Origin of the sequence: Paenibacillus sp. FSL R5-0908 (assembly GCF_038006245.1) — a bacterium.
Lineage (GTDB): Bacteria > Bacillota > Bacilli > Paenibacillales > Paenibacillaceae > Paenibacillus_AQ > Paenibacillus_AQ odorifer.
Genome location: NZ_JBBOUV010000001.1, coordinates 5,709,514 through 5,724,153, shown reverse-complemented (window position 1 = coordinate 5,724,153; position 14,640 = coordinate 5,709,514). Strand labels below are relative to the sequence as shown.

Genomic DNA, 14,640 nt, shown 5'->3' with positions numbered 1-14,640 from the left:
GAGAATGAGGCTACTTGTCAGAACAGACTGCAAGCATTCGTATATCTTTGCAAAATGCGGGAGAAGCGCAATCGCTGTTTGGCCCGCAGGATGGATTCTTAAAAATCATCGAGAGTGAAATTCCCGCCATTATTGATTCGCGTGAAGCAGAGCTAACGATTCGTGGAGCTGAGCGGGAAGTAGACATGCTGGGGCAATTGTTTAATGTGCTGTTGTCTCTCATTCGGAGCGGTTACATACTTACTGAACGTGATGTGCAGTACGCTGTGGAGCTGGCGAAAGATTTTCGTGCTGATCAATTGCTCGATTTGTTCAAGGGAGAAATTACTACAACTTTTCGCGGAAAGCCTATCCGTGTCAAAACGGTCGGCCAGAAGCATTATGTGACAACGATCAAGAAGCGTGATATTGTATTCGGAATCGGTCCTGCAGGAACGGGGAAGACCTACTTGGCAGTGGTGCTTGCAGTTACGGCACTGAAAGAAGGTTCGGTTAAGCGTATTGTTCTTACGCGTCCCGCAGTAGAAGCAGGAGAGAGTCTAGGATTCCTTCCAGGGGATTTGCAAGAAAAGGTAGATCCATATCTGCGTCCGCTTTATGATGCGTTATACGACGTTATGGGGCCCGACCAGGTAGCTAAGGCGCTTGAACGGGGATTGATTGAGATTGCTCCGCTGGCTTATATGCGCGGACGTACATTGGATGATTCATTTATCATCCTGGATGAAGCGCAGAATACAACACCTGAGCAAATGAAAATGTTCCTGACCCGACTCGGCTTCGGGTCCAAAATGGTGATTACAGGTGACGTTACCCAGATTGACCTGCCCCGCGGCAAGAAATCCGGTTTGATTGAAGCCAAAGCGATTTTATCCGGCATAGAAGAACTTGGCTTTGTCTACTTCGCGGAACAGGATGTAGTACGGCATTCCCTGGTGCAGAAAATTATCGTTGCCTATGACCGCTCTGCCGAAAACCTCCAATAAAGGGGATTGTCTTCATGGCTTCAAAGCAACCATCTAAATTAAGCGGATTTGTATATACGAACAACGGATGGAAGTATAGCGCAGTGACACGCTATGCTCTTTTCCTGTTACTCGGACTAGTGTTCTACTTCAGCTTGTCGCCAGAATTGCTACCTAAGAAATATGATATTAAAGAGAATACTTACAGTGCAAAGGAAATAACGGCACCGAAACAAATTAAGGACACCAAAGCTACGTTAAAAGCGGCTGAGGAAGCGGCCGAAAGCGTATCTCCTAAGTACAAAATTATCCCGATGAGGGCAGACAACCTTGTGACCTCGCTGCTGGACCGGATAGATCGCCTCAATCAGGATGATCTGATTTCGCAAAGCGATAAGACGGGGATTTATCGTGATGAAATTCCGCAGAGAGCCAGCGATTTCATCTTGAATTTCGTAGCTTCCAATCGGGGCAGCGCTACATATTCAGATCACCTTTTGGATGAAATGCAATCTGTCATCAAAGAGCAGACCTATGTTATTCCGGAAGAGACTTACATTAAGATTCCGCGTCTGACCTCTCAGGACATTATCGAGATGAAGCCTGTCGCCCGAGATATTGTAACTAGGCTGATGAATGATCAGATTACGGATGCACAGACTGCTCGCGCCAAGGTAGCGGAACAGGTCAGTATTAGTTCTCTAAGCCAGCGTACAGCGCGTGAGGTTGTTCAGGAGCTTGTGCGTCTTGTGATCACAAGTAACAAGTTCTACGATGAGGATGCTACCAAGGAAGCGAAGGTACAAGCCCGGGAGAACACACCTGATGTGTTCATCGAGCAAGGGGACACGCTTGTTGCTAAGGGGCAGCTAATTACTCCAGAGCTCTACACTCTTTTGGATGAGAATGGCCTACTAAGCAATGAGGTGAATTATTGGCCACAATTAGGCCTATTGATTCTCTCTGCGATGCTCTCCGTCGGTTTGCTTGCGTTCATTCGTTATTCTGGCGGTACCTCAGGCTTTAAGTACAACAATTCCCAGCTATTGATGCTGGTGCTTGTATTTGTTATTACTATTATCTCCATGCGGTTGGCCGCTGTTTTGCAGACCGATGTCCGATCTTATATCGGATTCCTGGCACCAGTGGCGATTGGCGCAATGTTAATTGCAATGCTTCTGGACATGCCTTTGGCCTATTTCTGCTCCATTCTATTCAGTGTACTGGCGAGTGTTATTTTGAATGTGCAGCAGAACTCAATCTTCGATTTTAACTTTGGTTTCTTTGCCATCGTGGTTTCTTACGTGGCTATCTTTGCGACTCACCGTGCGGGTCAACGCTCCACGCTCCTTAAAGGCGGGATTATGGTATCGCTTTTTGGCTGTCTGACAGTCTTTATGCAGATACTGCTAGGTGGAGGGGCATGGAAAGAGGTAGGTACCTTGTATTCGGTTGGTTTTGCTTTTGCAGGGGGGCTATTGACGGCTGTGCTTGTGATTGGGCTAATGCCTTTCTTCGAAGCAACCTTTGGTATTCTATCAGCATTGAAGCTGGTAGAATTGTCTAATCCCAACCACCCGCTGCTGCGCAAGCTGCTTACCGAAACCCCGGGAACCTATCACCATAGTGTAATGGTAGGTAACCTGTCGGAGGCTGCCGCGGAAGCGATTGGAGCAGATGGCTTATTATGCCGGGTAGGATCGTATTATCATGATATTGGCAAAACAAAACGTCCGTTTTATTTTATCGAGAATCAGAATAATATGGAAAACCCACATGACTCTATTGAACCGAAGCTTAGTAAATCTATCATCGTTGCCCACGCCCGTGACGGGGTGGAAATGCAACGAGAATATAAGCTGCCAAAGCCAATCCGTGACATTGCGGAGCAGCATCATGGAACAACGTTCCTGCATTATTTTTACCATAAGGCACTGAAGCTGGCGGAAGAAAAAGGTGTCGAGGCTGATTTTACCGAGGAAGATTTCCGTTATCCTGGACCGAAAGCCCAGTCGAAGGAAGCAGCCGTTGTGGGAATTGCTGACAGTGTCGAGGCTGCAGTGAGATCATTGCGTAAGCCAACTGTTCTGCAGGTGGAAACGATGATTGAGAAGATTATTAAAAGTCGACTGGATGATCATCAGTTTGACGAGTGTGATTTAACGATTAAAGAATTGGATATTATTGCACGGACTCTGAAGGAGACGGTTATGGGAATTTTCCATTCACGGATCGAATATCCAGAAGATGTGCGTAAGCCGAAAAAAGAGGAAGGGGCACCTAACCCATGAGTTTGGAGATCGTTTGGGATAACGAGCAGGAAGAATACGAGATAAAGGACGATCTCATTACGCTGCTGGAGAATATTTTGCAAAAAGCAGGTGAAGCGGAAGGGATCGATCGGGGAGAGGTAGCTCTTACTTTTGTCGATAACGTTCGTATACATGAGTTGAATTTGGAATATCGGGGAATTGACCGTCCGACGGACGTGCTTTCTTTTGCTATGAATGAAAGCGGAGAGGACGAGCTGGACATTATATACGAGGTAGAGGAAGGCGAGGCGCTGGAAGATGTTCCAGACGTACTTGGGGATGTAATCATTTCCGTAACTCGCGCGCAGGAGCAGGCGCTGGAATATGGTCATTCACTGGAACGAGAGCTTGGTTTTCTTTTCGTTCACGGATTTCTGCATTTGTTAGGATATGATCATCAGGATGAAGCCTCAGAAGCAGAGATGATGTCCAAGCAAGAACAAGTACTATCTCAGGTTGGGTTGACGCGCTAATGGTGAAGAACACGGCGGTAGGGCACAAGAAGTTCTGGCACTCTTTTCGGTTTGCATCGCAAGGCTTAGTGTCGGCATTCAAATCCGAGCTTAACATGAAGGTGCATTGCTGTTTAGCGGTGGTTGTGCTAGTAGCCGCTGCCGTGTTCAGACTTCCGCTGGCCAGTTGGATGTTGCTGCTGTTCTCGATCACGCTTGTCCTAACTGCCGAACTGCTCAATACGGCAATTGAAGCGACGGTTGATCTGATCTCGCCAGAGGTTCATCCACTGGCTAAGAGAGCAAAAGATACCGCCGCAGGAGCTGTGCTTCTCACGGCGGTGTTTGCTGTCTTAGTCGGGATCTATGTTTTTTACCAGCCTGTGATGGACTGGATTAGCGGACTTATGTCATAATCAGGATACAAAATCAATTCAGGGGAGAGGCGGACCCGCGTTTTGCGATTCCGCCTCTTTCGTTACTGAATAAATTCGAAGTGAGTTATGTATCCGAATATATCTCATGAAGTTCGCTGATAAAATTTAGTGCACGCTGAGAAAATAACGATAAACGAAACTAATTAGATGTTTACGAAGTGCGTTTTATCGAAGTAATAACAGAAAGTAACCTAAATAAAACAGAGCGTATGCTTACGAAGTGAGTTTTGTGCTAAAAAAAATCAATGAAGTAACTACCCACAAAACTATAGGAGGTCAAAATATGGAGTCTACTCTTCTTATGCAAGAGGCGATTAAAGCACGTGCAAAAGCTTACATTCCATATTCCCGATTCGGAGTAGGAGCTGCCCTTCTTGATCAGGATGGTCATATTCACCACGGCTGTAATGTGGAAAATGCTGCTTTTGGCCCAACCAACTGTGCGGAACGAACAGCACTATTCCGTGCGATTGCGGATGGACACGCTGTTGGTTCTTTTAAAGCAATTGCCGTAGTAGCTGACTCTGACGGCCCCGTTTCACCTTGCGGTGTGTGCCGGCAAGTAATGATTGAGTTGTGTTCACCGGATATGAAGGTTATTCTTGGGAACATGAAGGGTGATATCGTTGAGACTACGGTGGGAGAATTGCTTCCAGGCGCTTTTGGTCCCGTAGATCTGAAGCAAGGACAAGCTCCAGAATAAAATGAGGTTTTGATTTAATGCCTGTGCCTGTTTAAAGGCAAATCAGGCATAGTTAGACGTAGGGTGCTATTTTAATTGCACAATGTACAGTTAAACTGCTACTCTTTCGCACAAAAATGAATTTAGTTGCAGATAGTACAATTAAATTTATGATAAAGTCCATATTTGGCTCTTAAGACAGGATTTAATTGCACAGAATACAACTAAAACACCGAAACCATAAACTCAAACTAAAATTAGTTGTACAAAGTACAATTAAAAGTGTTCTAGTTCTACCAAGTTAGGCTAAACTGGTGCAAACTATGTGTTTTTAGAGTAACATTACGAGGTAAGCGCCGCGGCAAAAGCCGCCAGCGATTCTTTGCACATCGTAACTTGAAACCCTGCCTGTAAACTGCAACTCAGTAATCTTTATCCATGGTGAGCTTAATGCGAACCGTGTTAATAAGCGACAGTGAAGCGTGTCCCCACCAGGGGACATAAGCGCTCATGCACGACTGTCCCTCTAATCCCGCCGGACGTTGCAGGTGCGCCTATTTCCGTGAGCCCAGAGGGCCGGCGCCGTCTGGGATCCCCCTTGCTAAGGGGGATTCAGGGGGATCGAAAAGGCTTTTGAAAAAAGATTGAATGATTGAAAAAGATTGAACTAGAAGGTAAGTATGGAAGGAAGATAATATGAAATTCAAATCAGGCTTTGTCGCAATTATCGGCAGACCAAACGTAGGTAAATCAACACTCATGAACCAGGTCATTGGCCAGAAGATTGCCATCATGTCGGATAAGCCACAGACAACCAGAAACAAAATCCATGGTGTTTACACAACAAACACTTCACAAATCGTATTCCTGGACACACCGGGGATTCATAAAAGACAGTCCAAGCTAGGCGACTACATGAACCAGACTGCAATGAGTACACTGGGTGAAGTAGAAGCTGTGTTATTCCTTGTGGATGCGTCAGAGGGCTTGGGCGGTGGAGACCGTTACATTGCCGAGCAATTAAATGGTCTGAAGACACCGGTGATTCTGGTGCTAAACAAGATCGATAAAATAGAGCCGGAAGCTCTGCTCCCGCTTATGGCCCAATATAACAAGCTGCATGATTTTGCCGAAATTATTCCGATTTCTGCGAAGATGGGCAGCAATGTTAACACGCTGTTAGAGCAGGTTGCCAAGTACTTGCCGGAAGGCCCTCAGTATTATCCGGAAGATCAAATCACGGATCACCCCGAGCAATTTGTCTGCGCGGAATTAATCCGGGAGAAAATTCTACATTTGACTCGTGAAGAAGTGCCGCACTCTATAGCTGTAGCCATCGAAGATATGAAGGTTGAGCCTAATGGAGTGGTGCATGTTTCAGCTGTTATTTTTGTTGAGCGTGATTCGCAAAAGGGAATTATTATCGGCAAGCAAGGGGCAATGCTGAAAGAGGTCGGCAGACGGGCTCGGACAGATATTGAGAACCTGCTGGGTTCGAAGATTTTTCTGGAGCTATGGGTAAAAGTGAAAAAAGATTGGCGCAATCAGGACCGCGTTCTGCGGGATTTGGGCTTCCATAAAGACCTATAAGTAATTCCGTTATTCCTCGTTTGGTAGGAATTGCAAGGATAGAACCTGCTCCATCGCACCATCCTAATTCTTGATAAGAGACATCGTCTTTCCCAAGAAAGGATGAATACGAATGCGAAACTTTTCGTGGAAGTATTTTGCAATGACAGGAGACGTCGATGCTTACCTGCTGTATAAGGAAGCTGGCCATCCGCTTGAAGATAGTGGATTACAGCTAGTGGAGGAAGAGAAGGCCTGTGATGAAGAAGCGCAATAAGGACTGGTTGCTTGCCGAATGGTTGGGGGAAGAGGCATGCTACACAGGGTGGAAGGGATCGTCATCCGCAGCATGGACTACGGCGAGGGGAACGCAATTATTACGCTTTGCACCGAGAACGCGGGAAAAGTAGGGGTTCTGGTGCGTGGCGCAAAGAAGGTCAAAAGCCGCCATGCTGCATTGATCCAACTGTTCACCGTTGGGGAATTTGTTTTTTTTAGAAATAACGGAGGACTTGGGACACTGAATTCTGGCGAAATTACGAAGTCTCACCATCCGCTGCGTGAGGATTTGATCAAAGCTGCTTATGCGTCTTATGCGTGTGAACTGCTTGATCGTGTTCTGCATGATGAGGAAACGGGAAGCTTTTGGTTTCGCCAGCTTACGGCCTGTCTTAATGCACTTGAAGAGGACAAGGAACCCGGCGTTATCATAAATGTCTTTGAAATGAAAATCTTACAGGCAGCCGGTTATGGTCCTGAATTCGATTCTTGTGTAATTTGTGGTGCCGAGAAGCCGGATGATCAACTGCTGGTCAGTCCTCGCCTTGGTGGAGCACTGTGCCGCAGTTGTAAACATAATGATCCTCCAGCCATGGAGGTCTCTGCTCGTGCGCTGAAGCTGCTGCGATTATTCGCCAGACTTGACCTAACTAGACTAGGCAATGTGGATGTAAAGGAAAGCAGCCGGGATGAGCTGAAAAAAATTATGCGGGCCTTTATGGATGTGCAACTCGGATTAAAGCTGAAGTCACAAAGTTTCCTAGACCAGCTCGACAAGTACAAGATTTGACGAAAGCTGATTTTTCCGTTACTATAGGATCAGTTTATTATATGATCGCCGTTATGCTCCAATTGGGGAGAGGCGTGCATTGATCGGGAAAGTAGTGGACTGTATTGTCGTTATTCAGCGAGCTGGGGGCAGTGGAAGCCCGGCGGGACAGCGTTCATGAACATGGCACCCGGGAGCACGAATGCGGCGAATGAAAGTGGATTTCGTTCTTGTCTTGGCAGCAAACTTGCTCATACAAGGTATGAAATCAAGTAGGGTGGAACCGCGGGAGAATAAGGTAAGCTCTCGTCCCTATGTCTGTTAATCAGGCATGGGGGCGGGGGCTTTTTGTTGCTGTCAGGAGCTAAAAGTGCCGCCTCCATGGTAGAAAGTTTTAGGCAAGCTGTTGTAAAAAACTTGTAAAGCGAAGGAGACGGTATTATGAACTTCCAGCAGATGATTTTGACACTGCAGCAGTTCTGGGCTGAACAGAACTGTATCATCGTACAGCCTTATGACACAGAAAAAGGCGCCGGCACGATGAACCCTATGACTTTTTTACGCTCGCTAGGTCCTGAGCCATGGAGAGTGGCTTACGTAGAGCCTTCACGTCGTCCCTCCGATGGTCGTTATGGAGAGAACCCGAACCGTCTGTATCAGCATCACCAATTCCAAGTAATCATCAAACCCTCACCAGATAACATTCAAGAGATTTATTTGGATAGCTTGAAAGCCCTCGGTATTGATCCGCTCTTGCATGACATCCGTTTTGTTGAGGATAACTGGGAGAATCCGTCGCTGGGCTGTGCAGGTCTGGGATGGGAAGTATGGCTGGACGGTATGGAGATCACTCAATTTACTTACTTCCAGCAGGTAGGTGGCATCGAAGCCAACCCTGTTGCTGTAGAAATCACTTATGGAATGGAGCGCTTAGCCTCTTACATTCAGGATAAAGAAAATGTGTTCGATCTTGAATGGGTAAGCGGTATGACTTATGGTGATGTTTTTCATCAGCCGGAGTTTGAGCATTCTACCTACACTTTTGAAGTATCGGATGTAAAAATGTTATTCTCGCTGTTCAACATGTATGAAGAGGAAGCGCGTAGAGCGATGGAGAAGCATCTTGTGTTCCCAGCCTACGATTATGTGTTGAAATGCTCACATAGCTTTAATCTACTCGATGCACGAGGAGCAATTAGTGTAACTGAACGGACTGGATTTATTACCCGAGTGCGTAATCTTGCCCGCTCCGTAGCGGCAACATATCTTGAGGAACGCGAGAAGCTTGGCTTCCCGCTGCTGAAGAAAGAAGGTGCTGACCGTGTCTAAAGATATCCTGTTTGAGATCGGTCTGGAGGAAATTCCTGCACGTTTTATCCGTGCTGCGATGGAACAGCTGCAAGATAGAATGTCCAAGTGGTTGGATTCTGCACGTATAAACCATGCTGGAGTTACTGCATATGCTACGCCGCGTCGTCTCGCTGTATTTGTTAAGGATGCGGCTGAGAAGCAAGAGGATATTAGTGAAGAGGTCAAAGGACCTTCACGCAAAATCGCGCTGGATGCTAACGGCGACTGGAGTAAAGCTGCACTAGGATTTGCCCGCAGTCAGGGTGTATCTCCAGAGCAATTTACGTTTAAAGAGCTAGCTGGCGTGGAATATATTTATGCCACAAAAAATAGTGCGGGTGTAGAAACTGCTTCTTTGCTCACAGAAGGACTTCTGGGTATTGTAAATGCGATGACTTTTCCGAAAAATATGCGCTGGGGAGCTTACGATTTTAAATTCGTTCGTCCGATTCGCTGGATGGTTGCTCTTTTTGGTAAAGAGATCATTGATTTGGAGATTACGGATGTAAAAGCGGGTAATGTGAGCCGTGGACATCGTTTTCTGGGTACAGAGACTGTAATCTCGGAGCCTGCACAATATGTGGAGAGCATGCGCGCGCAGCATGTACTTGTGGATGTGAAGGAACGGGAAACGCTTATCCTGGATCAAATCAACAAATTGGCTGAAGAGAAAAGCTGGACGATTGCGATTAAAGAAGATCTTTTGGAAGAAGTACTGTTCTTGGTAGAAACGCCAACCGTGCTCTTTGGAACCTTTGATCCATCTTTCTTAGAGATTCCTCAGGATGTGCTGATTACCTCGATGCGTGAGCATCAGCGTTATTTCCCTGTTTTTGATGCAGCTGGCAAGCTACTTCCATTCTTTGTAACTGTACGAAACGGGAATGCAGAATCCTTGGATGTTATCGCTAAGGGAAATGAAAAAGTGCTTCGTGCTCGTCTATCAGATGCCAAATTCTTCTATCAAGAAGATCAAAAGATGAAGATTGACGATGCGTTAGCCAAGCTTGAGAACATTGTTTACCATGAAGATTTGGGCAGCGTAGGGGATAAGGTGCGCCGTATTCGCCAAATCTCTGATCGTCTGGCTGTGAAGCTTGGACTGTCAGCTACTGCTGTGTCCGAAGTAAGTCGCACTGCGGATATTTGTAAATTTGATCTTGTAACTCAAATGGTTTATGAATTTCCTGAGCTGCAAGGAACAATGGGTGAAGATTATGCACGTAAAGCAGGCGAGGCTGAAACTGTGGCAAAAGCGATCTTCGAGCATTATCAGCCACGATTTGCAGGAGATGCTGTACCTTCAACAGAAGCAGGTTCAGTAGTCAGCATAGCAGACAAAATTGATACGATTGTTGGCTGCTTCTCCATCGGCATCATCCCGACAGGATCTCAGGATCCATATGCGCTGCGCCGTCAGGCTGCAGGAATTGTTCAAATTGTGCTTGAGCATAAATTGCCAATTACGCTGCGTGAAATTTTTGAAGCGGCGATTGAAATTCATGAAAATTCAGGAAATACGAAACATTCTGGAGATGAACTACGTATAAACCTGTACGAGTTCTTCGGTCTGCGTGTAAAACGTCTTTTATCTGACAATGTACGCTATGATGTTGTGGACGCTGTTACAGCGGCTGGTTTTGACGACGTAGTAGATGTTGTGGGCAGAAGTCGTGCTCTTATGGCTGCTGTGTCCGACCAAGCAGATTTCAAGATTACCGTAGATTCGCTTACTCGTGTCAGTAATTTGGCAAGTAAAGCAACCAGTGAAGTGATTGATCCTGCTTTACTTAAAGAAGATGCTGAAATGCAGCTTTTCAATACATGGCAGGAGCTTCACACACCTTACCTTGAAGCTATGGCGGCAAAAAATGCCGAAGAAGCACTTCGGATTCTTTCGGGTCTAAAAGACGCCGTTACAACATTTTTTGATTCCGTTATGGTTATGGCGGAGGACGAGCAAGTGCGTGCTAACCGTTTGGCTCTGCTTGCTGGTATTGATGCTGACTCCAAGTCGTTCGCTGATTTCGCGAAGCTTGTCTGGTAATTTTAATCAAGAAAATTTGAATCTTATGGTATAGAATGTTGGTTTGGGGTATAAATATACGGAACGGTGCCAATGCGTCATTTGACATCCGTTCCGTATTTATGCTTAGAAAGAAGGATTTCTTGCGGAGAGGGCGTATATATATTACACGGGAAATTGGTGATGATCATGGAGAAGTCCCAGTCTAGAACGATAGTGGTGGATGGGGATGCTTGTCCGGTCAAAAAAGAGATCGCTGAGGTAGGTCGCACCTTTGGTGTTCCGGTACTTATGGTATCTTCTTATGACCATGCACTGAAAGCTGAAGAGGGTGTAACGGTTGTGCAGGTGGATCGAGGAGATCAGAGTGCCGATCTATATATTGCCAATCATATTACTGCAGGAGATGTGGTATTGACTCAAGATTATGGTCTTGCGGCACTTGCACTAGGTAAACGATGCAGTGTGCTTTCATTTCGTGGTCAGGAATACGACAATTTCAAGATGGATTTTATGTTGGAGGGAAGACATGCGAGGGCCGTGGAACGAAGACGGGGACATTATTCCAAGGGTCCAAAACCCATAACGGCAGAAGAAAAAACTTATTTTCAACATAAACTGACAAAACTTTTAATACTTTTGCAGGAGAATGTGGAGCAATAGCGAATTATATTTATTTGTTAAGAGATGAAGGTGGTTGAAGTGGCTAGCGGACACGGCAATATTCCGGAAGAGGTTATCGAAAGCGTGCTTGCGCGTCATGATATAGTCGATACAGTCGGTAAGGTTGTTCATTTGTCCAAGCAGGGGAAATATTTATGGGGCCTCTGCCCGTTCCATTCGGAGAAAACCCCTTCCTTTACTGTTACCCCCGACCGGGGAGTATTTCATTGCTTTGGCTGCGGTATGGGTGGAAATGCCATCAAATTTAGGATGGAAATCGAAGGATTAACCTTCCCCGAAGCTGTCAGAATAATGGCTGAAGAAAGTGATATTCCCGTTCCAGAAGGTAAGGGAGGTATGATGTCTCCCCCTGATCCGGAACGCGACCGGTTGATTCAAGCTTATGAATGGTCGGCAAAGTTCTATCATTACTTGCTGAAGAACACGGAACACGGCAAAGCCGCTATGGACTATTTAAGAGGCCGGAACTTCAGTGATAAAATGATTGACCAGTTTCAGATCGGATATGCTCCGGACCGCTGGGATACTTTGCTGCAGTTTTTGGAAAAACGAAATTTTGACCTTGCGGAAATGGAGAAAGGCGGACTTCTGTCAGCCCGCGGTGAGGGCAAAGGCTATTTGGATCGTTTCCGTGGCCGGATTATTTTTCCGATTGCCAACCGTACAGGCAAGGTAATCGCATTCGCCGGAAGAATACTTGGAGAGGGTCAACCTAAGTATTTAAATTCTCCGGAGAGTAGATTGTTTAACAAAAGCCGGATATTGTACAATTTGCACCAGTCCAAAGCATCCATTCGCAAAACTCGACAAATCGTCCTGTTTGAAGGATACGGAGATGTCATCTCATCCTGGGAAGCGGGTGTGCATAACGGCGTAGCAACGATGGGAACATCCTTGACGGAAGGTCATGTGGCACTGATGAAGAGCCTGGCTGATGAAATTATACTGTCTTACGACGGTGACCGGGCGGGACAAGCAGCAGCCATGAAGGCCATTCCGATGCTTGAAGGCAGCGGCCTGCGTGTAAAGATCGCCTTACTGCCAAGCGGGGTGGATCCGGATGAATTTATCTCCAAGCATGGAGGAGAAAGATTTAAAGATCAGGTTATTGATTCAGCAGTTTCATCCATAAAATTTAAGCTTATATATCTGAAAAAAAACCATATACTCCTAGAGGAAGATGGCAAAATCGCCTATGTCAAGGAAGCCTTAGAAGTTATTGCTTCACTGCATTCCTCAACAGAGCGAGAGGTTTATCTGAAGGAAATCGCTGCTGAACTCGAACTTTCATATGATAGTTTGAAGCAGGATTGTAATTTACTTAGGGCATCGATGCAAAAAAACATCCCTGAAGGGGATAATAACGACAAAAGGTGGAATAATGGTAGGCATAAAAAAGGGCAGGTGCAGACACCGACCTTACTACCCGCTTATCATGTCGCGGAACGGCGTCTATTGTCCTTTATGATTCAGGACCCGGAAGCCGCCACGTATGTGGGCGAACGCCTCGGAGAAGATTTCAACATCGTTGATCATGCGGCAATTGCTGCTTATCTATATGCCTATTACGCACAAGGCAAACCACCCGGCATTAGTCGGTTTCTATCATCACTTCAGGATGATCGTCTGGAGAAAACTGCGACATCAATATCCATGATGGATACCCCTCCGGACTGGAATATGCAGGTTCTAGATGATTGTATTCGTGAAGTGCGGAAATACCCACTGCAACGCAAAATGGAACAGAAGCGTGAAGAGATGATTCAGGCTGAAAAGTCAGGTGACTTTTTGCGTGCGGCACAAATAGCAAGTGAGATTATAGCCCTAGAGAGACAATGACATGTTGACAGGATGTACCTAGGGAGGAGGGAGTCGAATTATGGCGAACGATCAGCATACTGAATTGGAAGCAGAATTTACTTTGGATCAGGTGAAGGATCAGCTCATTGAGCAAGGTAAGAAAAGATCATCATTAAATTACAAAGATATTATGGAGAAATTATCGCCGTTTGATCAAGACCCCGAGCAAATGGAGGAGTTCTACGAGCAACTCAGTGATTTGGGAATTGAGGTTGTAAACGAGAACGATGAAGAGGTTAACAGCCTACGACCAAGTGAGGATAATGAGGATAAAGACAGCGATGATTTCAGCTTTGATGACGATCTGTCACTGCCACCAGGGATCAAGATTAATGACCCTGTCCGTATGTATCTAAAAGAAATCGGACGCGTTCCTTTGTTGTCGGCTGACGATGAAGTTGAGCTTGCTATGCGGATTAAGAATGGCGATGAAGAAGCTAAACGCCGTCTTGCAGAAGCGAACCTGCGTCTCGTAGTAAGTATCGCAAAACGTTATGTCGGACGCGGTATGCTGTTCCTGGATCTGATTCAGGAAGGTAATATGGGTCTGATCAAAGCAGTAGAGAAATTTGACCATAACAAGGGATTCAAATTTAGTACGTATGCTACTTGGTGGATTCGCCAGGCCATCACTCGTGCGATTGCGGATCAGGCGCGTACCATTCGTATTCCTGTACACATGGTGGAAACGATCAACAAGCTGATTCGGGTTTCTCGCCAATTGCTGCAAGAACTGGGACGTGAACCTTCCCCAGAGGAAATCGCGGCTGAGATGGAACTGACGGTTGAGAAAGTTAGAGAGATCATGAAGATTGCCCAAGAACCTGTATCCTTGGAAACACCAATTGGTGAAGAAGATGACTCTCATCTAGGAGACTTCATTGAGGATCAGGAAGCATTGGCTCCTGCGGATGCAGCAGCTTATGAACTCCTGAAGGAACAGCTGGAGGATGTGCTGGACACGCTCACGGAGCGTGAAGAGAATGTACTTCGCCTGCGTTTTGGCCTTGATGATGGACGGACAAGAACGCTTGAAGAAGTCGGCAAGGTGTTTGGTGTTACCCGGGAACGGATTCGCCAGATTGAAGCCAAGGCATTGCGCAAACTTCGTCACCCTAGCCGCAGTAAACGGCTTAAGGATTTCCTAGAATAGTATTTCATGAACTGGACCTTCTGCTGCTCAGTGGCAGGAGGTTCTTTTATTTGAATTTACGCTGGTAAAAAATGTGTTGACCTTGTGTATCTGGAAAGAAGG

Annotated in this window: 13 protein-coding genes; all 13 read left to right on the top strand. The window is 46.1% G+C overall.

The annotated features are described in order from the left end of the window. The first annotated feature begins 14 nt into the window (after positions 1-14). The 13 genes from MKZ09_RS26125 (at position 15) to rpoD (ending at position 14,538) form a co-directional block, all read left to right on the top strand. Positions 15-986: a PhoH family protein gene (locus MKZ09_RS26125; RefSeq protein ID WP_036683834.1), complete on the top strand. Its 972-nt coding sequence runs from the start codon at positions 15-17 to the stop codon at positions 984-986. 14 nt (positions 987-1,000) lie between these two features. Continuing rightward, entirely contained in the window at positions 1,001-3,256 is a 2,256-nt protein-coding gene (locus MKZ09_RS26120; RefSeq protein WP_036683831.1) for an HD family phosphohydrolase, read from the top strand. After that, on the top strand, positions 3,253-3,750 hold the full coding sequence (gene ybeY / locus MKZ09_RS26115) for an rRNA maturation RNase YbeY (RefSeq protein WP_076205216.1): 498 nt from the start codon (positions 3,253-3,255) through the stop codon (positions 3,748-3,750). The genes MKZ09_RS26120 and ybeY overlap by 4 nt, the downstream gene beginning before the upstream one ends. Continuing rightward, positions 3,750-4,145: a diacylglycerol kinase family protein gene (locus MKZ09_RS26110; RefSeq protein ID WP_076136570.1), complete on the top strand. Its 396-nt coding sequence runs from the start codon at positions 3,750-3,752 to the stop codon at positions 4,143-4,145. Before ybeY ends, MKZ09_RS26110 begins: the two co-directional genes overlap by 1 nt. 262 nt (positions 4,146-4,407) lie before the next feature. After that, positions 4,408-4,869: a cytidine deaminase gene (locus MKZ09_RS26105; protein WP_256715165.1), complete on the top strand. Its 462-nt coding sequence runs from the start codon at positions 4,408-4,410 to the stop codon at positions 4,867-4,869. A gap of 675 nt (positions 4,870-5,544) precedes the next feature. Continuing rightward, positions 5,545-6,438: a GTPase Era gene (era, locus tag MKZ09_RS26100; protein ID WP_036683823.1), complete on the top strand. Its 894-nt coding sequence runs from the start codon at positions 5,545-5,547 to the stop codon at positions 6,436-6,438. 112 nt (positions 6,439-6,550) lie between these two features. Next, a complete protein-coding gene (locus MKZ09_RS26095; RefSeq protein ID WP_076098533.1) occupies positions 6,551-6,694 on the top strand; it encodes a YqzL family protein in 144 nt (47 codons plus the stop codon). A gap of 36 nt (positions 6,695-6,730) precedes the next feature. Further along, complete coding sequence (recO, locus tag MKZ09_RS26090; protein ID WP_036683821.1) at positions 6,731-7,486, top strand: DNA repair protein RecO; 756 nt, start codon at positions 6,731-6,733, stop codon at positions 7,484-7,486. Positions 7,487-7,906: 420 nt separating this feature from the next. Next, entirely contained in the window at positions 7,907-8,794 is an 888-nt protein-coding gene (glyQ, locus tag MKZ09_RS26085) for a glycine--tRNA ligase subunit alpha (RefSeq protein ID WP_036683820.1), read from the top strand. Next, a complete protein-coding gene (gene glyS, locus MKZ09_RS26080; RefSeq protein WP_076205212.1) occupies positions 8,787-10,862 on the top strand; it encodes a glycine--tRNA ligase subunit beta in 2,076 nt (691 codons plus the stop codon). The genes glyQ and glyS overlap by 8 nt, the downstream gene beginning before the upstream one ends. A 162-nt stretch (positions 10,863-11,024) precedes the next feature. Beyond that, on the top strand, positions 11,025-11,504 hold the full coding sequence (locus MKZ09_RS26075; RefSeq protein WP_076103766.1) for a YaiI/YqxD family protein: 480 nt from the start codon (positions 11,025-11,027) through the stop codon (positions 11,502-11,504). 39 nt (positions 11,505-11,543) lie between these two features. Then, complete coding sequence (dnaG, locus tag MKZ09_RS26070) at positions 11,544-13,364, top strand: DNA primase (RefSeq protein ID WP_036683805.1); 1,821 nt, start codon at positions 11,544-11,546, stop codon at positions 13,362-13,364. A 40-nt stretch (positions 13,365-13,404) separates the two neighbouring features. After that, complete coding sequence (rpoD, locus tag MKZ09_RS26065; RefSeq protein WP_036683799.1) at positions 13,405-14,538, top strand: RNA polymerase sigma factor RpoD; 1,134 nt, start codon at positions 13,405-13,407, stop codon at positions 14,536-14,538. Positions 14,539-14,640 lie beyond the last annotated feature (102 nt).